The 18,438-nt window shown below is 65.3% G+C and carries 18 protein-coding genes; 17 read left to right on the top strand and 1 reads right to left on the bottom strand.

Annotated features, from left to right (window positions below):
- The first annotated feature begins 2 nt into the window (after window positions 1-2).
- The 11 genes from ACQZF9_RS12270 to ACQZF9_RS12220 are packed head-to-tail and all read left to right on the top strand — an operon-like array spanning window position 3 to window position 7,704.
- Window positions 3-2,015 carry a phage major capsid protein gene (locus ACQZF9_RS12270; RefSeq protein WP_428309260.1) on the top strand — a complete coding sequence of 671 codons (2,013 nt, stop codon included), beginning with the start codon at window positions 3-5 and terminating at the stop codon, window positions 2,013-2,015.
- 37 nt (window positions 2,016-2,052) lie between these two features.
- The gene (locus ACQZF9_RS12265) at window positions 2,053-2,448 is read left to right on the top strand and encodes a hypothetical protein (RefSeq protein ID WP_428309259.1); all 396 of its coding nucleotides are present in this window, start codon (window positions 2,053-2,055) and stop codon (window positions 2,446-2,448) included.
- Window positions 2,448-2,753: a head-tail joining protein gene (locus ACQZF9_RS12260; protein ID WP_428309258.1), complete on the top strand. Its 306-nt coding sequence runs from the start codon at window positions 2,448-2,450 to the stop codon at window positions 2,751-2,753. The genes ACQZF9_RS12265 and ACQZF9_RS12260 overlap by 1 nt, the downstream gene beginning before the upstream one ends.
- Window positions 2,753-3,340, top strand: a complete 588-nt coding sequence (locus ACQZF9_RS12255) for a hypothetical protein (RefSeq protein ID WP_428309257.1) — start codon at window positions 2,753-2,755, stop codon at window positions 3,338-3,340. The genes ACQZF9_RS12260 and ACQZF9_RS12255 overlap by 1 nt, the downstream gene beginning before the upstream one ends.
- Complete coding sequence (locus ACQZF9_RS12250; RefSeq protein ID WP_428309256.1) at window positions 3,337-3,804, top strand: hypothetical protein; 468 nt, start codon at window positions 3,337-3,339, stop codon at window positions 3,802-3,804. The genes ACQZF9_RS12255 and ACQZF9_RS12250 overlap by 4 nt, the downstream gene beginning before the upstream one ends.
- Window positions 3,801-4,277 carry a hypothetical protein gene (locus ACQZF9_RS12245; protein ID WP_428309255.1) on the top strand — a complete coding sequence of 159 codons (477 nt, stop codon included), beginning with the start codon at window positions 3,801-3,803 and terminating at the stop codon, window positions 4,275-4,277. The genes ACQZF9_RS12250 and ACQZF9_RS12245 overlap by 4 nt, the downstream gene beginning before the upstream one ends.
- Window positions 4,278-4,279: 2 nt before the next feature.
- Complete coding sequence (locus ACQZF9_RS12240) at window positions 4,280-4,684, top strand: hypothetical protein (protein WP_428309254.1); 405 nt, start codon at window positions 4,280-4,282, stop codon at window positions 4,682-4,684.
- 6 nt (window positions 4,685-4,690) lie between these two features.
- Window positions 4,691-5,644 carry a phage tail tube protein gene (locus ACQZF9_RS12235; protein ID WP_428309253.1) on the top strand — a complete coding sequence of 318 codons (954 nt, stop codon included), beginning with the start codon at window positions 4,691-4,693 and terminating at the stop codon, window positions 5,642-5,644.
- A gap of 4 nt (window positions 5,645-5,648) precedes the next feature.
- Window positions 5,649-6,938 carry a phage head spike fiber domain-containing protein gene (locus ACQZF9_RS12230; RefSeq protein WP_428309252.1) on the top strand — a complete coding sequence of 430 codons (1,290 nt, stop codon included), beginning with the start codon at window positions 5,649-5,651 and terminating at the stop codon, window positions 6,936-6,938.
- Between the two features lie 8 nt (window positions 6,939-6,946).
- Window positions 6,947-7,201, top strand: coding sequence for a hypothetical protein (locus ACQZF9_RS12225; protein WP_428309251.1), 255 nt, complete (start codon window positions 6,947-6,949; stop codon window positions 7,199-7,201).
- Window positions 7,202-7,203: 2 nt separating this feature from the next.
- Window positions 7,204-7,704, top strand: coding sequence for a hypothetical protein (locus ACQZF9_RS12220; protein ID WP_428309250.1), 501 nt, complete (start codon window positions 7,204-7,206; stop codon window positions 7,702-7,704).
- A 177-nt stretch (window positions 7,705-7,881) separates the two neighbouring features.
- On the opposite strand, the gene ACQZF9_RS12215 is transcribed toward ACQZF9_RS12220, so the two are convergent.
- A complete protein-coding gene (locus ACQZF9_RS12215) occupies window positions 7,882-8,091 on the bottom strand; it encodes a hypothetical protein (RefSeq protein WP_428309249.1) in 210 nt (69 codons plus the stop codon).
- Between ACQZF9_RS12215 and ACQZF9_RS12210 the strand changes: the two genes are divergently transcribed.
- The 6 genes from ACQZF9_RS12210 to ACQZF9_RS12185 are packed head-to-tail and all read left to right on the top strand — an operon-like array spanning window position 8,090 to window position 18,420.
- Complete coding sequence (locus ACQZF9_RS12210) at window positions 8,090-12,526, top strand: phage tail tape measure protein (protein WP_428309248.1); 4,437 nt, start codon at window positions 8,090-8,092, stop codon at window positions 12,524-12,526. The two genes, ACQZF9_RS12215 and ACQZF9_RS12210, sit on opposite strands and share 2 nt — an antisense overlap.
- The gene (locus tag ACQZF9_RS12205) at window positions 12,526-13,545 is read left to right on the top strand and encodes a hypothetical protein (RefSeq protein ID WP_428309247.1); all 1,020 of its coding nucleotides are present in this window, start codon (window positions 12,526-12,528) and stop codon (window positions 13,543-13,545) included. The genes ACQZF9_RS12210 and ACQZF9_RS12205 overlap by 1 nt, the downstream gene beginning before the upstream one ends.
- Complete coding sequence (locus ACQZF9_RS12200; protein WP_428309246.1) at window positions 13,542-14,165, top strand: hypothetical protein; 624 nt, start codon at window positions 13,542-13,544, stop codon at window positions 14,163-14,165. Before ACQZF9_RS12205 ends, ACQZF9_RS12200 begins: the two co-directional genes overlap by 4 nt.
- On the top strand, window positions 14,165-14,575 hold the full coding sequence (locus ACQZF9_RS12195) for a DUF6950 family protein (protein ID WP_428309245.1): 411 nt from the start codon (window positions 14,165-14,167) through the stop codon (window positions 14,573-14,575). The genes ACQZF9_RS12200 and ACQZF9_RS12195 overlap by 1 nt, the downstream gene beginning before the upstream one ends.
- Window positions 14,576-17,977 carry a phage tail protein gene (locus ACQZF9_RS12190; protein WP_428309244.1) on the top strand — a complete coding sequence of 1,134 codons (3,402 nt, stop codon included), beginning with the start codon at window positions 14,576-14,578 and terminating at the stop codon, window positions 17,975-17,977.
- Window positions 17,977-18,420: a hypothetical protein gene (locus ACQZF9_RS12185; protein WP_428309243.1), complete on the top strand. Its 444-nt coding sequence runs from the start codon at window positions 17,977-17,979 to the stop codon at window positions 18,418-18,420. Before ACQZF9_RS12190 ends, ACQZF9_RS12185 begins: the two co-directional genes overlap by 1 nt.
- Window positions 18,421-18,438: the final 18 nt, after the last annotated feature.

The following is an 18,438-nucleotide window of genomic DNA, read 5'->3' as shown; positions in this document are numbered from 1 at the left end:
CCATGGCTAAAACCGCCCTGCGCAAGCTCGACGCCAAGCGCTTCGCACTCGACGAGGACCAGCGTCGCGACTTCGTCGTGCGCAAGGACGCGATCGATGTCGAGGCTCGCACTGTCGATCTCGCGTTCGCGTCCGAAGAGCCCTATTCCCGCTGGTGGGGTGTTGAGCGGCTGAGCATCACCAGCGACGCCATGCGCATGGAGCGCTTGGCCAACGGTGCGGCGCTGCTGATGGACCACGACACGCGTGACCAGGTCGGCGTGGTCGTGCGCGCCTGGGTCGGCGCTGACAAGGTCGCTCGCGCGGTCGTTCGCTTCGGCCGCAGTGCGCGCGCCGAGGAAATTTTTCAGGACGTGCAGGACGGGATCCGCAAGTTCGTCTCCGTCGGCTACCGCATCCACGAGATGTTGCTCGAGAAGTCGAGCGACGACGGCGACAGCGAGTACCGCGTCACTGACTGGGAACCCTTTGAACTTTCTTTTGTGGCCGTGCCGGCCGATGCAACCGTGGGCGTCGGTCGCGCCCGAATCCCCGTAAAACCCCTGGAGCAGCGCATGGAACCCGAAGTTATCGACAAGAAAGACGAGGCGCAGCAGCGCCAGGAGCAGCAGACGCAGCAGCAGCCGAACATGGCCGAGCACAACCGCAAGCTTCTCACGGCCGAGCGCGAGCGCTGCAACGCGATCCGAGCGCTGGGCAAACAGCATGGCCAGGGCGAGATCGCGGAACGCGCAATCGAAGAGGGCACGGATCTTGAGAAGTTCCGCGCCACGCTGCTCGACAAGATCAGGCCGAGCGAGAACATGCGCGTCGCCGATGATCCCAACCTCGGCATGAGCCAGCGCGAGATCGAGCGCTTCTCGTTCCGCAAGGTGCTGCTCGCGGCGATGGAACCGCACAATCACGACTATCGCAAGGCGGCCGCGTTCGAGTTCGAGTGCAGCGAGGCGGCGCGCGGCAAGCAGGTGGGCCGGGCCGTCGTGCGCGATGGCGGTCTGACCATTCCGGCCGACGTGCTCAGTTCCCCGGTGGCTTACGACGGTGCGGCCGCGCAGTCGGCGGTGCGTCTGTTGACGCAGCGCGCGATGGCGGTCGGCGGGGCTTATCGCGACCTGGTCGCCGGCACGCCGAGCGCCGGCGGTAACACGGTGGCCACCAATCTGCTGGCGTCGAGCTTCATCGATCTGCTGCGCAACAAAGCGCGCGTGATCGAGATCGGCGCCACGCTGTTCCGCGATCTGTCGGGCAATCTCGCGATCCCGCGACAGAACGGCACGGCGACCACCTACTGGGTCGGTGAAAACACCTCGCCGACCGAAAGCCAGCAGACGATCGACCAAGTGACGATGACGCCCAAGACGCTGGGCGCATTCACCGACTACTCGCGCCGCCTGCTGCTGCAGAGCTCGATCGATATCGAGGTGTTCGTGCGCCTCGATCTGGCCACGCTGCTCGCCCTCGGCATCGACTTCGCGGCGCTGTTCGGCACCGGTACCAGCAACATGCCGCTCGGCATGTTCAACACCAGCGGTATCGGTGCGGTGATCGGCGGCACCAACGGCGCGGCCCCGACCTGGGATCACGCGGTGCAGCTCGAGGAGCAGGTCGCTGTCGCCAACGCCGACAGCGGCCGCCTGGCGTACCTCACCAACGCCAAGGTGCGCAGCAAGCTCAAGCGCACTCAGAAGTTCAGCGGCACCAACGGCCAGGAGATCTGGCTGCGCGGCCGCGATCCGGGCAACGGAATCGGCGAAGTCAACGGCTATGACGCCTTCGCCACGCAGCAGGTGCCGAGCAACCTCACCAAGGGCACCTCTACCGGCGTCTGCTCGGCAATGGCGTTCGGCAACTGGTCGGATCTGCTGATCGGTCTCTGGGGCGGCCTGGACGTGATGCTCGATCCGTACACCGGCTCGACCGCCGGCACCAAGCGCGTCGTCGCCCTGCAGGACTGCGACGTGACGCTGCGGCGCGCCTCCAGCTTCGCCGCCATGGTCGACGTGCTCACGACCTGAGCGCGTCACCTCCCTAAACGCAACAGAGGATTTAGCAATGCCCAAGATGTTGATCATCGATCACACGATCGTGAATTTCGGCGACGACCGCGGGGGGCAGGGCGCCGAGGCCGGCGACCTGGTCGACGTGCCGCGCGAGCAGGCCGCCGCGCTGGTGACCTGGAAACGCGCGATGTACACGCGCAAACAGGACGATCCCAGCAAGGGCGGCCTCGACACCGCCCCGGAGAACATCGTTGCGGCGGCCGAGCAGGCGCAGAAGGCACGGGCCGAAGGCAAGACACGCGCTGACCTGGACGCGGCGCTCGCGCAGCTGCCCGGCGACCAGGCCGACGCCGATTACGTGGTCAAGAGCATGCGGTCGTTCTACGGCAGCCTGTTCACGGCCAAGGACGAGGCCGCGGTGCGCGCTGCGGTGAAACCGAAAGCCTGATGTTCACCGCCGCCGCCATGCGTGCCTCGTTCAAGGCCATGGGCGCCAAGCCCGCTTTGTACGCGCCGGTTTCCGGCGCGGCAAAGCCGACGCTTGCCCTGGTCCGGAGCGGCACGCTTGTCGTCGGCGGTGAGGTCAAGCTCAACGAAAAGCGCCGGCACGTGCGCTTGCTGGTGGAGGACGTGCCCGATTCGCGCAAGGGCGAAACGATCACCATCGACGCGTGCACGCCTGCAGAGCAGTTTTACACCGTCGACGCGGTCGTGACGCGCGACGAGCACACGATCACGGTGTTGGTGCGCTGATGCCCGTCGAATCGAACATCGCCGAAGTACAGGCCGGCATGGATCGCCGGGCGGCTGAGATCATCATTGCGGCGAAGCTAGCGCTGACGGAAGCCGTCACCGAAATGCGCAAGCGGATGATCGACCTGGTCGTTGCGCGCTATAACCTGCGCCGCACCTACGTGGCCGAGCAGTTCGAGCTCGACAAGGCTCGCGAAGTCGACGGCGTGCTGCAGGCCGATGTCGGGGTGCGCCATCGCAATATCCAGCTGCGCCGCTTCGATCTGCAGCAGCTCACTGTGAACGGCCGCCCCGGCGTGTCGGTGGAAGTGCTCGCGGCAGGCAGCCGCAAGATCGTGCGCCAGGGCTTTCTCGTCGAGCTGCGCCGCGGCAAGGTCGACGGCGGGCAGGGCGAGGGCATCGCGGTGCCGGTCGATCGCAGCGACAAGCGCTGGGGCCGTCCTTATAAAATCGCTTACGGCCCGTCGCCGAGCCAGCTTATTCGTCGCCTGCGTGATCATCAGCAGGCGGAGCTCGACGACATCGCCAGCGAGCGCCTGCAGATCCGGATCGGTCGCGTCGTTGGCGCCTGGGGCGGTGCCTGGTGAGCAGCCTACTGTCCTGCGCGCAGATCGTTCTGGCTCGGCTCAGGCTGATCACGACGGCGAACGGCTACGAAACCAACGCCGGCCAGCGCGTGGACACGTTCTGGGAGGATCTCTCGGATGCCGAGGATTTTCCGCGGCTGAGCCTGCTGCAGCCGGAGCGCTCTTACACCGTCAAGGCCCTGATCAACACGCCGGGCCTGATTCGCCTGCGCAAGGGCGCGGAGCTGTTCATCAGCTGCGCTACGGCCGCAGAGATCAACGAAATCGACACGATCGCCAGGCTCGACGCAATCGAGCGCGATGTGCTGCGCGCGTGTTTCCGCAGCGATGCGGGCCCTGCCTGGGCGCCGACGATCCAGCACATGGAGTGGGTCGGCTCCATGCCGATGCCGCGCCAGGCCGGCGGCGAGCACGCGACCAACGATGTCGTCATTCGTATCACCTGGGAGCAAGACCTCGTATGACCCCGCAAATTCTCGCGACCGCGATCATTCCGGCCGCTCTGCAGTTGCTGCCCGCCGCACTGGATTCAGCGCGTGCGCGTCTGCTGTTGGTCGCGATCGCGATCCAGGAGTCGGCGCTGCGCTATCGACAGCAGGTCGGTGGCCCGGCGCGTGGCTTCTGGCAGTTCGAGCAGGGCGGCGGCGTCAACGGCGTGCTGACGCATCCGGCGACGCGCCCGCTGGCTCTCGCGGTATGCGAAACGCTCGTCGTCACGCCGACCGCCGGCGAGGTGTACGCCGCGATCGCGCAAAACGATCTGCTCGCGTGCTGCGTCGCGCGCTTGCTGCTCAAGGCTGACGCCGCGGCGCTGCCTGACATCGGCGACCGCGACGGCGCCTGGGCGTACTACCAGCGCAACTGGCGCCCTGGCAAACCGCATCCTGACAAGTGGCCGGCGAACTACGAAGCCGCGCGCCAGGCGCTGGGGCTCTGATCATGGCGCGCAAGTCCAAGCCCGCCACTTTCGCCGGCGAAACCATGCAACCCGCTGACTCGTCGGCGGAGCCGATGCCGCTCGAAATGCCGGGCGCCGGCGGCTCCTACGTCCGCTGCCCGGTCACGGGCGCGCTGACGCCCGACACGGTGACGCCGGCGCCCGTCGATGCCGAGGCCTTGCCACCGATGCTGCCGGCCGGCTCCTACGTCGTCTGCCAGGAAACCGGCGAAACGCTGCCGGCGCCGGAGGACCAGGCGCCGGAGTTGCCGCCGCCGGCCGAACTGCTCGAGGCCGGCGAGTACGTGACCGACGAACCGACGGGCGAACGCATCACCGTGCAGGAGGCGCGCAGCCGTCGTCTGCAGCGTCTCGCCGATTCCACCAACACCAACACCCCGGAGTAACCCCGCATGGCTCAGAACATCACCCGCGCGGCCGTGCTGGCCAAGATCGAAACCACCTACGGCGTGGACGCCGCGCCGACCTCCGTTGCCGATGCCGTGCTGCTCGCCGGTGAGGAGGGGCCGCTCTGGGAGTTTGTGCAGAAGACGGTCGAGGCCAAGGTGGTTACGCCGTATTTCGGCGCGTATACGCAGCTGCTGGGCGACCAGTACGCCAAGACGACGATCCAGCAGGAGCTGACGGGTTTCGGTACCGCCGGCCCGGCCTCGCCGATTGCCGGGTATGACGCGCTGCTGCAGGCGTGCGGCCTGGCGCGCACGACCACCACCGGCACCAAAACCGATTACACGCCCATCAGCACCGGCCACAAGGGCGCGACGATTTACGATTACATCGACGGCTCGCTGTGGAAGATGCCCGGCTCGCGCGGCAATCTGAAACTGCGCATGGCCAACGGCGAAAACCCGCTGCTGACCTACGAAATGATGTCGCTGTTTGCGGCGCCCTCCGATGCCGCGCTGCCGACGCCGACGGTGTCGGCATACCAGCGTTCGGTGCTGGTGCATCCGCGCAACACGACTTCTTTCACGCTGCACGGCTATGGCTCGGCCTGCCTCGATTCCTTCGATTTCGATATGGGGAATCAGATGGAGTATCGCTGGCCGATCAACTGCGCCGAGCAGATCTGGCCCAAGGGCGCCAGCCGCAGCGGCAAGGTCAAGATCGAGGCCAACACCGTCGCGCAGAAAGACTGGGTCACCAGCGTCAAGAACGGCGTGACGGGCGCGTTCTCGATCACGCACGGCCAGACTGCTGGCAACAAGATCGTGTTCACCGGCGGCAAGGTGCAGTTGCTGAACCCCAAGTACAGCAACGGCGGCGACAACTCGCTGTGGCTGGAAATGGACATGGTCTGGCAGCCGACCAGCGGCAACGACGACTTTACGCTGTCGATTCAGTAAGCCGATGGCCTGGGACCTCAACACGCAGGGCAACTGCTGCGGCGCTCCGGTGGCGGACGTGCCGTATCTGCTGATGGATTTTCGGCGCCGTCTGCTGAACCCCATCGTCGGTGCGGCCGCTGCGCAGTTCTCTCGCGCCGGCAGCGGCATCTATCGCGGCATCGATCGCGTCATTACACAGTCGCCGGCGAATATGCCGGATTGGGAGAGCGGCCCGAATGGCGATGTTCGCGGTCTGTTGATCGAGAGCTCGGCCACCAATCTCTGCTGGCCAAGTTCTGATACGACGCATGCGAACTTCAGTCTCACGGGTGTAACGTCGTCAGCGCCTGCCGCGAATTCGCCAGACGGCGGATCCAATGCGTGCATCCTGACTGAGGACACCTCAACGGGCACGCATCGCGCGCAGGCGTCCATCGCGGCCACGGCCGGTGTCACTTATATTTTCACTGTCTACGTGCGTGCCCTGAATCGCACCCGCGTCGCGTTGTTTGCGTCCGGGGCGGCTGTGACCGCGGGGCGCACCGCAACGTTCGATCTTACCGCCGGCACGCTGGCCAACTCGTCCGGCGTTCTGCGCGGCGCGATGATCGAGGCCGTCGACGCTCTTGGCGGCGGCTGGTATCGGATCGGCATGTCGTTGGCGCCGGAGAACACTGGGACTCTGAACCTGTTTGCCTGCGGCGATGACGGCACGGGTCTCACCTACACCGGCAGCGGCACCGGGGCTTTCCGCACCTGGGGCTGGGACATCCGTGTCGGCGCGTTCTTCGGCTCGCATATTCCGACGACAAACGCACCTGCGGCAAGCGCATCCGAGTTCTGCTCGCTGTCCTCTGTGGTCGCTGGCTTTACGTCCGGTTCGGGCACGATCCTGGTCGAGGCTTTCGCGCCGCGCGCTACCGCGTCGACGGATCTGACGCTGCTGGCGATCGATGACGGCACGGCAAGCAACCGCCACATATTGCGAGTCAACAATAGCGGCCTGCTGCGCTATGCCGTCGGCCGGGCTGGCGTCACGCAAGTTGGCGATATCAACAGCGCTGCAACGGCCATCACGGGCGGTCTGCGCTTTGCCGCGGCGATTCGTTACAACGCCAGTGATTTCGCCCTGTGCGTGAACGGCAGCGCGCCTTTGACGCTGGCGAGCGGTACTCCGCCGAGCGCACACAACACGATCACGATCGGCGGGGCCTCCGGAGGCCTTACGTCCTGGGCCGCGCCGATCAGCCGCGTCGCGATGTTCTCGCGCGCGATGAACGACGCCGAGCTGCAGCTGCTGACCGCGGCCTAGGGGATCTCATGGACTTCTATCTGAAATTCCCTTCGGTCGGCGTCATGTGGTCCGCGCTTGCGAGTGTCGGCCTGGCCACCACCGACGGCGACGGCGCGCCGATCGATAGCAGCGCGCCTGGCCGCCAGGTGCTTGCGCCGGTTCCGGGCTGTGTAGACCCCTGCGCCAATGTGCGCCTTTCCGATGGCGAGGACCTCCCGGACGAGCTGCTGCCGTTCGAGATCGTGCCGCCGCCTGCTACCCCTGCTGTCGTCTGGTTCTGAATATGGAAACGAAAGACCAAGCCCTAGCCGATCTGCGCGCGCTGCTCGGTGATGACGCCGGCGACAACGCGCCCACTTTCGCCGGCGAAACCATCGCTCTCTCGCCCATGCGCGCCGCCGCGCTGGCGCAGGCGCTGGAGCTGTGCGAGCCGTTGATGAGCGACGCCCCGACGCTGGTGACGCTCGTTGGAGACGGCGAGATCGATCTCAACATGACGCGCCTGATGGCGCGTCATGCAACCCGCGTTCTCAAGTTCTGCGCATTGGCCACCGGCAAGCCGCAGCCGTGGGTCGACGATCTGCCTGGTCCGGATCTGTTTCGCTTGTTCGTTTGCTGCATCCGAGGCAACCCCGATTTTTTCGCCCTGGTGCTGGGCCCGGCCGCCCAGCAAGCCGCAAGCCTCGTCGAGGGTTTCAGGTCGTCATCCAGGTCGACGACGACGAGTCCGGCCGAACCGCCGTCACCCGCGCCGGATACTGGCTCGACACCCTCAAGCTCCTGATCGAGCACAGGCATCCGTGGCCGGGGCTTCTGCAATACACGCTGCCGCAGATCCGCATCTTTGCGGCCGAGGCGCGCGAGGTGGATCGCCGGCGCTTATTCGAGCTGGTGATCGCGGCGTGCGCGCCGTATATGGACAAGGACGCGCGCCGAAAGCTGCTCGAATCGCTGCGGTGACTCAGGACAGGGTGAAGAACCCGAAAATCAGGCCGAGCACCGCGACCACGGGAAGCAGGATCAGCGGGGCCACGAAGATCCAGGACCAAAGCGTGTGGTCCATCCCCAGCGCGTATGCCGGAAACGCGATCGCACACCAGGCGATCACCAGCTGCCGGACCACGGGCTGCGGTCGGCGAGTCGCTAAACCTTTGCGGGTTGGCTGAGTCATGGCGGATGTCATCCTACGCGTTAAGGTCCCGACAGGGGAGGCCATTGCCTCGCTCCGGGGGCTGTCGCAGCAGTTTGTCGCGCTGACATCCGGTGCGCAACGGGACCTGGCTCGCATCGATGGTTTCCGGCAACTGCAGTCGCAGATCGTCGAGGCCGGTACACGCCTGCAGAATTTGAAGGGCCAGGCCTCCGGCGTCGCCGGCGATCTGCAGGCGGCGATCGGCAGCCAGAAGATGCTCGAGCAGACGCGGGCGCTGATCGCAGAGCAGGAGAAGCTGGCGGCCGTCGAGGCGCGCAACGCCGCTGCCAGGCAGCGGTTGTTCGATGCGGGCGAAAGCCTGAGCACGCGCAACAGCCGAGGCGAGCCAGTCGGGAACCTCAAGGATTTTTCGGCGGCGGAGCGCGACGCCGAAAAGGCCAATGCCGCGCTGGCCAGGCAGGCGGCCGTCGTGCAGCAGCTGCGGACGCAGCTCGCCGGCGCCGGCGTGGATCTGAGCAAACTCGGAGTTGAGCAGCAGCGCCTGGCGCAGGAGGCCGCGCAGATCGCGCCGCTATCCGATCGGTATCAGCAGCTGCAGCGCGAGATCGGCCAAGTGCAGCGGCAGCTCGACAACGCGAACGCAAGCGCGCAGAGGCAGCGCGCCGCGTTCAACGCCGCCGGCGTCGAGACGGGCCAGCTGGTCGCCGAGGAGGCGCGCCTGCGCCGCGAGCTCGAGCAGACGGCGAACGCGCTGCAGCTGGAATCCACGCGTCTGCGCGAGCGCAACCGCATCGCCTCTGCGCGCCAGGTCCTGGACCTGACACCGCATCGCGAGGTGCAGCGCGAGATCGATCGCACCCGCGCCGCCTATGAGCGCCTACGCGCTTCCGGCACGCTGACCAATGCCGAGCTCGCGCAGGCGGCGCTGCGCGTCAAGCTGCGGATCCGCGAGCTGCACGAAGAGCAGAACGGCTGGGTCAATGCCTTGCTCGGCGCTAAAACGCAGCTGGCGGCCGCTGCGGCTGCCTTCGCGCTGCCGGTGGTCAGTGTGCGCAGTGCCACCGTCGACCAATCGTCGCTGACCGCTGTGCAGAAGCTCGGCAACCTGAGTGATCAACAGATTCGGCAGCTCGACGCGGATCTGCGGCGGCTGTCGGACAGCACCATTCCGCTGACGGCAGCCGAGCTGGCCAAGATCGCGCAATCGGCGGGGCAGCTGAATCTGCCGGTCGATCAGTACGCGCGCTTCGTCGAGCTCGTCGGCAAAAGCGCGTCGGCCTTCGATATCTCGTCGGAGGAGGCGGGCAACTATTACGGCCAGCTGATCAACAATTTCGGGCTGACGATCGACGAGGCCGCGGCGGTTGGCGACGCGGTCAATCAGCTGGCCGACAGTATCAGCAACGTCGCCGAGCGCGACCTGCTCAACGTCGAGTCGCGCTCGGCCGCAGCCGCCAAGAGTTTCGGTCTGACGGCGCAGCAGCTCGCCGCGCTCGCGGCGACGATGCTGAGCACCGGCAAGGCGCCGGAAGTCGTCGCGACCGGCATCAATTCACTCACGCAGAAACTCGCCGCCGCGACGGCGCAATCGCCGGAGTTCCGGCAAGCGCTCAACGGCATGGGCCTGGACGCGCAAAAGCTCGCGGAGGCGATCGACACCGACGCGCAGGGCGCGCTCGATCTGTTCCTTGGCAAACTCGCCGAGCTGCCCAAGCTAAAACAGCGCGTCGCGATCGACCAGCTGTTTGGTACCGGCGAAGACAGCCAGGCGCTGCAGGTGCTGGTGCAGCGCCTCGATGCCTACCGCGCCGCAGTGCGCTCGGCGACCGATACGCAGGGCAACGCAGGATCGGTAAATCGCGCCGCGTCGCGCGATCTGCAGGATATGTCCAAGCAATGGCAGCTCCTGCTCAATTCGCTCAACGACATCACGACGCAGATCGGCAAGGGCCTGCTGCCGGTGCTGACACCGATGGTGGCAGGGCTGCGTTATGGCGCGACGGCCGTCGCCGACCTGGCGCGGGAGTTTCCGTATCTCGCATCGGCGGTGACGATCCTGGTGTCGGTGGGGATCGCCAGCCGAGCGATGTCGACAGCATTGTCGATCGGTGCCGTAGCGTTGACGCAGCTCGGCGTGCCGGTGCCGGCGCTAATCGCGGGACTGCGTGGATTGATCGGCGTGCAGACCGCTGTCGGCGCTGCTGCCGTAGCGTCGTCTACGAGGATGCTGGCAGCGTCGCGCTTGCTCGGTGTGCTTGGCGGGCCTTGGGGTTTGTTGATCACGGCGCTTACGACGATCGTTGGGCTGTATGCGCTTGCCGGAGAGAAGAGCGTCGAGAGTGCCAAGGACCAAGCACAGGCCGCTGCCGCGACCGGCGATGCGGTAGCAAGCGCAGCCGCAAAAATTGAGCGCATCAACGCTGCTCGTGCTGATGCGTCCAGGCTCGAGGCAGAACTGCTGGCGATGCGGACTGAGTACAACGGGCGGGCCGGTACGCGCCAGCTGAGCCCTGATGAGATCGACGAAAAGTACAGCAACCAGTACGTGCCTCGCGTCGGCACCATCAATACCTATCGGGCAAAAGAGGCCGAGCTCGACAAGCTCCGCCAAGCAATTGAAAAGCTGGCGGCCGCCCCTGCAGTCGCCGGTGCGCCTGTCGCCGACAAGCCGGCGTTGCCGGATCTGTCGCCCGGCGCAGCCCCGGCCGTGGGGCTCGTTAGCGGCGCGCAGCGTGCCCAGCTCGAGGCCGATCGATCGGCGCTGGAGCAATCGCTCAAGGATGCGCAGATCGATCTGCAGGCGTATTTCGCGCAGCGCCAGCAGCTGATCGAGCGCTCTTTCCAGATCGAGGCCGCGCAGGCCGCTTCTGATCTGCAGCAGGCTCAGCAGAAGCTGGCCTCGGCGCAGAAGAGCGGCCAAAGCGGCGAGCAGACGCTGTCACTGCAGCAGGACCTGGCCAAGGCGAACGCAGCCGTCGACGAGGCTCGCATTCATCGCGCGCAGGCCAATGCCGAGCTGCAGGCCGAAATCCGCAATAGCGACCGGACCACGATTCAGGACCGCCAGAAGATGGAGGCTGATCTGCTGCGGGCGCAGGGCCAGGACTACCGGGCGTCGCTGGCGGATCTGTTGATCGAGTATCAGCAGATGCTGGATCGGGCCGGTCAAGATGCGGAGGAGGCGGACCTAGCCGGAAAGCTGTTCGACGCGAAGCGAGCGCAGATCGAGCTGCAGCGTATTGAGGACCTGATCAATAAGGCCCGTGACGCCTATGAGCGTCGGCGGGATGACATCACCTCACAGCGTCAAAGCGGCGCAATCAGCAGCGACAGTGCGGCCCGCGGGCAGCAAAACCAGAATCTGGCCGAGTACCAGCGCAAGCTCGCGGACATCGGTCGATTGCAGCAGCAGCTCGCGCAGGAGAATCCGGATCTGTTCTCGGAGGAGGACCTCAAAAAACTGCAGCGCTATTTCGCGGAGGCAGACCGCGGCCTGGCGCAGATCCGGGGACCGCTGGGTGACTTGGCAAGCGAATGGGCCAATAGCACCGACAACATGGAACAGGCCGCGGTGAATTGGGCCAACGGTTCTATTGACGCTATTACGTCCCTGGTGACGACAGGCAAGGCCAATTTCCGCGACTTGGCCAACAGCATCATTGCGGAGCTCATCCGGATACAGCTGCAGAAAGAGTTGTCCGGCGTGCTGGCCGGTTTTACCGGCTTTGGTGGGTTTGGCGGGACGAGCACAACGCCGGCTCCGACTCCTTCTGGCCCCGGGTTCGCAGCGGAGGGCGGGCCCATCCCGGGTTATGCGGCGGGCGGCTCGGTCGGCGTGCGGGCGATGCCGGCCGGTGGTGACGTGGTGGGCCCGGGTACCGGCACTAGTGACAGCGTGCCGGCTTACGTGCCGGCCGGCAGCTACGTGCTGCGCGCTGCCGCCGTGCAGCGGCTGGGGCGCTCCGTGATCGACAGAATCGTGAACGGCGCTGCGCCGTTTCAGTCCGCGGTACGCAGCATGAAAAACGCGGTACGCGTGCAGTTGAGCAATGGTGAGCGCGTGATAGGGCCGGAGGCCGCTCGGCGCATTGGCGGGCCGCTGCTCGACGCGATGAACGGCGCGCTGGATCTGGACTGGAGCCAGGTCGGTGGACCTTTGACAGATCCGCGTACCGGCATGTCGCTGGCGGAGACGGCGCCGCAGACGGCAATGCGCGCTCTGGGCTACGCCGCCGGCGGCGCCGTAGGCGGCATGTGGTCTGGATCCAACTCGCTGAGCGACGCCGGCGCCCGGCGCGACAGCGGGTCACCCCACATCGTGATCGAGGGTGACCATATCGACGCGAGGGGTGCCGATGCTGGTGCGATCGCACAACTGATGCGCGAGCAAGACGCCCGCGACGATCGACTCATTGCGCGAATGGCGGACCTCATCCGCAGAGGGAAAATCTGATGGGCATGATTGCGCTGCCGCCTGGCCGGGGTATTGGCCTCGGTCAAAAGGTCACGCTCACGCTCGAGCGCAACGGCGTAGTGAACGAGTCGCCGCTGTCGCGTGCGGTCCAGCGCATCGTTCGCCAGGGTGACCGCTGGCGCGCAGCGATCAGTTGGCCGCCGCAGCAGGGTGTCGACGCTGGGCTGATGGCGGCGTTCCTTGACCAAGCGAGCGACTTCGGTAACTGGTTCTGCGTGGATGCGCCTCGCCTGATTCAGGGGGCCTGGTCGACGCCGAACCTGGTGCCGGAAGGCGATTTCCAGTCGGGGCTGTCGACTTGGAATAAATCCGGAGATGCGACCGGCAGTCTTTCGATCAACGCGCGCAAGTTGCGCATAAGCAACGGCACCGCCGAAACCTTCGCGCGCCGCAATGGTATCCCCTGGGTGGCGGGAAAGCCGCTGGTTGCGATGGCGGACCTGGTGCAACCCTGGACCACGTCGAGGTGGGGGATCCGGGTTCAGGAAACCGCCGGCGGATCGGCGACGGCCGCGTTGAGTTTTTCGGCGTCGACGCGCGGCCTGTTGACGTACACGCCGGCAGCCGGCGTGACCGGAGGGCGTTTGGATCTTCGCACGCAGACGGCCACTGCCGGCGACAGATCTGTGTTCGCCAACGCCAGCCTCGCTCGCTGTTTGCTCGTCTCCGGCGCGGGGCAGTCGGGATCGCAGATTAACGTCAACGGGTGCGATCCGAACATTGCGGGCGCACTGGCTGCGGGTCAGTTCGTGACGATCGTTACGCCGGCAGGCTTCGAGCTCAAACGCTTGACCGATGATTTCGATGCTGACGGCAATGGCGCTGGAATCTTGTGTTTCTCGCCGTCGCTGCGGCAGTCCCCTGCAGACGGAGCGGCGATCGTCGTCCACGCTCCGTTTATGCGCGCCTATATGCCGGCGGGTGTCAGCGCTGGCGATATCGATGCGCCGATGAATTATGGGTTCTCGATCGAGGCGCTCGAGGATGTCACGCCATGACGCGCTCAACGCTCACCAGCGCGGTGCGCACCGCCTCGGCGGCTTCTGTCGTACGCATGATCACGCTGACGGATATTGCGTTTCCGAGTGGCACCATTCGGATAACCGATGGCGATCGGCCGATTTTGTTCAATGGATTTACTTACAGCGTTACCGCTGTTCCGATGGCGCCGCCGGGTGATGTTGAAGAGTCGCTCGATGGCCAGCTCGCCGCGATCCGTATCGTGCTCTCCGGCGTGGATGCCGCGCTCAAGAACGCGATCATGACCGACGCCTATAGCTTTGCGACGGTCAATCTTTATCTGTTGTTTTGCGACGAGGCATGGAACCAGCTCGGCTCTTACACGCTGGCCGCCGGCCGCTTGTTGAGCAACTGCTCCCTCTCGCTCGACTCAGGCAGTGCCGATATCGAGCTGATGGCCGAATCGCCGCAAGTGCTCGATACCCGCGACAGCGCTGTGCTGGCGTCGCCGGAAAGCCAGCGCCTTCGCTATCCCGGGGACGCCGGGCTCGATCGCGTCGCCGCGATCAATGGCATGCAGATCGAATGGGGTACCGAAACCGTGAGCTTTAGGGACCAGTGGAAAGCGAAAGTCGCTTCGATCAAGGGGGACGGTTGATGGCCCTGACGAGGACAAGCGATTGGCTGGAGCAGTTGCATTCGTACATCGAAGCGCAACGCCTCCGCCGCTATCACGCAGTCCGTAACAACTGCTGCACGTTCGTCGCCGGCGGCATCCTAGCGATGACCGGAGCCGACGTGGCGCGTCAGCAGAACTGGTCCGCGCGCAGCCTCAGAGCGGTCGCCGAGCTGCTCGAACGCCAGGGCGGCGTGCGGGGCATGGCGACGGCCGTACTGGGCGAGCCGAGGCCACCGCTGTTGGCGCGCCGCGGGGACGTGGTGCTGTTCGCCGGCGTCGACGGCGAGGCGATCGCCCTGTGCGTGGACTCGGACGCGGTGATGGTGACTCGCGATGGCCTCGCGCGCTTGGCTCTGACCGACTGTATCGCGTCTTGGCAGGTGGGCTAAATGTCGTCCGGCGTAAAAAAGACATTCGGCGCAGTGCTCGTTGTTGCGGGCGCTTTGCTGACGGCGACGGGCGTAGGCGCGCCGATAGGCCTGATCCTTACAGGTGCAGGCGCGGCGCTGATGGCTGCGGGCGAAAAGCAGCAGGCGAAGGCCGCGCAGCGTCGCGCGCAGCGTGACCAGTATTCGCGCGCAATCAAAGGCAACTGGAGTGGCGGCGCCGAACATCATTTGATTTGCTTCGGCCGGGTCCGAGTCGGCGGCCTGCTGATGACGGTGGGCAGTGGCGATACGCTGTACCTGGCCATTGGACACAGTATTTGCCATCCAGGCGGTTGCGACGGCATTGATGGCGTCTATGTGGACGAGACGTTTTGCACGCTCGATGGCAGTGGCTACGTCACGCTCGCGAAGTACGTCAGTGGCACCAAGAAAATGGTACGTGCCACCTTTTATCCGGGCACGGCGACGCAGTCGGCCGATCCGGTGCTGGCGACCAATGGCTTTGATCCCGGCAGCGCCTATCGCCGCGGCATCGCGTGGACGCGCTTTGATCTGCTGCGAACAAACGACGAGCAGTTCTCCAAGGCATTTTCCGGAATCCCGGTGCTGGGCGTCGTGCTTCGCGGGCTCAAGTGCTATGACCCTCGAAAGGACAGCACCAACGGCGGGAGCGGCTCGCACCGCCTGGCGACGCCGACGACTTGGGAGTTTTCGACTAACCCGGCGCTGATCGCATCGACCTATCGAATCATGGTGGTCATGGACGGCGGCATGGGCTATGACCCTGTGCGCGTTGGCTGGCCCTCCGTGATCGCGGCCGCCAATATCTGCGATGAGACAATTAGCGCGCCCAGCGGCACGATCAAGCGATACGAATGCAACATCGCGTTGCGGTCGGAGGATCCTCGCGACGATAACCATTCTAAGCTGCTGGAGACGATGGCCGGCAGCTGCGCCGAGATCGGCGGCGTCTGGGTGTACTACGCCGGCGCATATCGCACGCCTACGCAAACCATCGATGCGAGTTGGCTGCGAGGGCCTGTTTCGCTGAGCACGCGGGCGGCACTGCAATCGACTTACAACGCGGTGCGCGTCACGTTCGATGATGCGAGCGGGGATTGGGCCAGCAAAGAGGCGCCGGCGATCATCAATGCAACGTACGAAGCGCAGGACGCAGGCGGCCGCCTTTTCAAGGATGTGTCTCTCGATGGCGTAACCAATGTCTACCAGGCTGAATACCTGGGGATGATCGAATCCGCGCGCAGCCGCTATCAGGCGCGTGGGGTGATACCGCTAAATTTAAAGGGGCTGGACGTTGGGCCCGGCGATACGCTTCTGTTCGATCTGCCAGAAGTGCCCGGGCTGAACTCGCGAGTGATGCGGGTTACGGGCTGGACGTTCCAATGGGCGCGAGAGGCCTGCGGCCCTGTGATCGAGCTGCAGGAGGAATCGAGCACGATCTATCAGCCGTTGACCTTCATCACGCCTAATTCTTTGGGCAGTGCGACCGTCCAGCAGCAGGTGCCCGCGGCGCCCCTGACGATATCCGCCACCAGCGTCGCCGATGCAGTGGTACTGGCATGGGGGGCGTCGGATACGCCGAATCTCGCGGTGCAGGCTCTTGTCGAGCGGTCCGCGTTACCGACATCGGGATTCGCGGAGCTGCCGGTCAAGATATCGGGCTCCACGCTCACCTATACGGATCCGATCACCGACGGCTCCACGTGGTACTACCGCGTTCGTTACAAGTCGCCATTCGGCATGTATAGCGGCTACTCGCCGACCATCAGCAGCCGCGGCAAGATCGTGGCTGATGGCGCTGATGTGAGCTCGCTCAATGTTCAGAGCGCGCTATCAAACCCCCGGTTCCTGGCTGGCGACACGGGCTGGAGCAAAGAGCCGGGCTGGGACATCGTCAGCGATGCGAGCAAGTCACGCACGTCGAGCGCGCCGTACGTGGCTCGGTTCACGGGTGGTACCGCTGCGATTAGAAACACCTCTTTAGTTCCCGTAAATGCGGACGATCGCCTGTCGGCGTACGCGTTCGGCAAATGCGATGCCAGCTCGACTGGTTACATGGTGGCGCGGTTGAACTGGTACAGCGCCGCGATGGGATTTATCTCGACCAGCTATAGCAGCAACCTGACGCCGACGACGACGTACGCACAGGTATCTGTTACCGATGGCGCTCCCACTGGCGCCGCCTACGTGCAGTTTGATATCGCAGTATTCAATCGCACCGCGGGAACCTGGTATTGCGACGATGCTTGGCTGACCGTGTATCCGCGATCGCAGGACGAGGTTCCGGATGGCCCAACCTGGGGACGCACGTTGATCGGTTGGCTGAGCGGCGGCCGTGCGCGTGTTGACTTCAACGACGTGTTTCACAACAACAAGAACCTGGACTACATCGGCGACGGTGGAAGCTGGGGACGCACGCTCATAACTCGCCTCAATGGCGGGCGGCCGGTGCTCGACTTCTCGGAATCAATCCACGCCAATAAGAACCTGGACTATATCGGCGATGGTGGTAGCTGGGCTCGCATCCTCGCTAGCCAGCTGAGCAGTGGCCAGCACAAGCTGACGGTCGCCGGGAGTGGCATGCGCCTGGGCGATCAGCGGAACGCGCCAGCGATCACGATCGCGAATCAGCGCAGCAACTTCAACGGCCTGTCGATCAGTAGTTCATACAGCAGCGGCTCTCCGTCGACGGTCACCATCAGCACATCGGCCGCGACACTGCCCGCAGGTAGCGTCACGCCCAGCTATGGCGCGGCGAGCGTCAGCGTGTCGCAGACTCGCGGCACCACGGTGACCTACTACCTGTATTGGGACGACCCCGATCTGCAAGGTGGCTCGCGCACGCTGGTGGCCACTACCAACAAGTTCGATCTGCTGGCGGCCGACGGACGTGTGAATGTGGGCTCGGTTTCGGTGACTGTGCCGACCACGGGTAGCGGTAGTGGCGGGGGCGGAAACCCCGGCGGCTGCCCCAGTGCCGATGCGGTTACTTCGGAGAATCTGAGATTCAGCGACGTGGGCGCCGGCACGGAGCTCGAACTCGCGGACGCGCTGACGCTCTCCCATGATCGCGGCCCCGTTCTGGGCGCTGCCTGGCGCTGGGCCGAGTGCGTGCGAGTGATCGCTCAGAACGGCGCATCGGGACCGTGCTCGGTGACTGCCCAGCTCGCCACGCGCGGCGGCCGCTATGTGGTGGTGAGACTGCTCGGGGTCGGTGACGAGATCGCCACCAAGGTCGACGGCGTCGCGGGCTGGTCACCCGTTGCGGATATCCAGCCTATCGGCCTGCGCCTGGTGCGCCAGGTCTATGTGGCGAATCGCGCGTTCTGGTTCGGTGACCGATCGGGCGCCTGCCTGCTGCACCACAATGAGAAACCCTGATGCCCTACACGAAGCGGCCCGATATCACTGTGCGCGTCGCCGGGTTTGTGGCGCTCGAGCTCGACAGCGGCGAGCTCGTCGCTGCGGCCTGCGAGCTGATGCGCTGCCCGAACTCCCATAACGTGGTCGTGCGACCGATGGCGATCGCGATCGATGCGTACGGCGATCCGATCAGCGATTCGCACGGCGAAATCATCGCCGTCGAGCACCGTCACAGCTGTTGCGATACGGAGCTCGATCGGGCCGGCGAGGCTGCCATCAAGCGCGAGGCGCTGCTGTTGGTACTGGGAGAGCCACCGACGCTTGTGACGCCTGCAGATGGCGGCGAGCCCGAACAGCTGATTCCCTGGCCAGGCGAGATCCGCGCAAGCGCCTCAATCCGTCGCGCCCTTCGTGCGTCCGCGGCCGCCGGCATCGCCGGCGATGTCTCGGAACTCCTCTAACACTTTCGCCGGCGAAAC

The organism is Hydrocarboniphaga sp. (genome assembly GCF_965279055.1).
In the GTDB taxonomy this organism is placed as follows: domain Bacteria; phylum Pseudomonadota; class Gammaproteobacteria; order Nevskiales; family Nevskiaceae; genus Hydrocarboniphaga.
The sequence above is the reverse complement of the archived record's forward strand: the minus strand, read 5'-3'. Positions and strand labels throughout refer to the sequence as shown.

Excerpts from the sequence above, each read along its gene's own strand:
- ACQZF9_RS12235 (WP_428309253.1), top strand. The coding sequence starts at position 4,691 with ATGGCTCAGAACATCACCCGCGCGGCCGTGCTGGCCAAGATCGAAACC.
- ACQZF9_RS12230 (WP_428309252.1), top strand. The coding sequence starts at position 5,649 with ATGGCCTGGGACCTCAACACGCAGGGCAACTGCTGCGGCGCTCCGGTG.
- ACQZF9_RS12260 (WP_428309258.1), top strand. The coding sequence starts at position 2,448 with ATGTTCACCGCCGCCGCCATGCGTGCCTCGTTCAAGGCCATGGGCGCC.
- ACQZF9_RS12205 (WP_428309247.1), top strand. The coding sequence starts at position 12,526 with ATGGGCATGATTGCGCTGCCGCCTGGCCGGGGTATTGGCCTCGGTCAA.
- ACQZF9_RS12200 (WP_428309246.1), top strand. The coding sequence starts at position 13,542 with ATGACGCGCTCAACGCTCACCAGCGCGGTGCGCACCGCCTCGGCGGCT.
- ACQZF9_RS12190 (WP_428309244.1), top strand. The coding sequence starts at position 14,576 with ATGTCGTCCGGCGTAAAAAAGACATTCGGCGCAGTGCTCGTTGTTGCG.
- ACQZF9_RS12265 (WP_428309259.1), top strand. The coding sequence starts at position 2,053 with ATGCCCAAGATGTTGATCATCGATCACACGATCGTGAATTTCGGCGAC.
- ACQZF9_RS12255 (WP_428309257.1), top strand. The coding sequence starts at position 2,753 with ATGCCCGTCGAATCGAACATCGCCGAAGTACAGGCCGGCATGGATCGC.
- ACQZF9_RS12225 (WP_428309251.1), top strand. The coding sequence starts at position 6,947 with ATGGACTTCTATCTGAAATTCCCTTCGGTCGGCGTCATGTGGTCCGCG.
- ACQZF9_RS12245 (WP_428309255.1), top strand. The coding sequence starts at position 3,801 with ATGACCCCGCAAATTCTCGCGACCGCGATCATTCCGGCCGCTCTGCAG.
- ACQZF9_RS12185 (WP_428309243.1), top strand. The coding sequence starts at position 17,977 with ATGCCCTACACGAAGCGGCCCGATATCACTGTGCGCGTCGCCGGGTTT.
- ACQZF9_RS12270 (WP_428309260.1), top strand. The coding sequence starts at position 3 with ATGGCTAAAACCGCCCTGCGCAAGCTCGACGCCAAGCGCTTCGCACTC.
- ACQZF9_RS12195 (WP_428309245.1), top strand. The coding sequence starts at position 14,165 with ATGGCCCTGACGAGGACAAGCGATTGGCTGGAGCAGTTGCATTCGTAC.
- ACQZF9_RS12215 (WP_428309249.1), bottom strand. The coding sequence starts at position 8,091 with ATGACTCAGCCAACCCGCAAAGGTTTAGCGACTCGCCGACCGCAGCCC.
- ACQZF9_RS12210 (WP_428309248.1), top strand. The coding sequence starts at position 8,090 with ATGGCGGATGTCATCCTACGCGTTAAGGTCCCGACAGGGGAGGCCATT.
- ACQZF9_RS12240 (WP_428309254.1), top strand. The coding sequence starts at position 4,280 with ATGGCGCGCAAGTCCAAGCCCGCCACTTTCGCCGGCGAAACCATGCAA.
- ACQZF9_RS12220 (WP_428309250.1), top strand. The coding sequence starts at position 7,204 with ATGGAAACGAAAGACCAAGCCCTAGCCGATCTGCGCGCGCTGCTCGGT.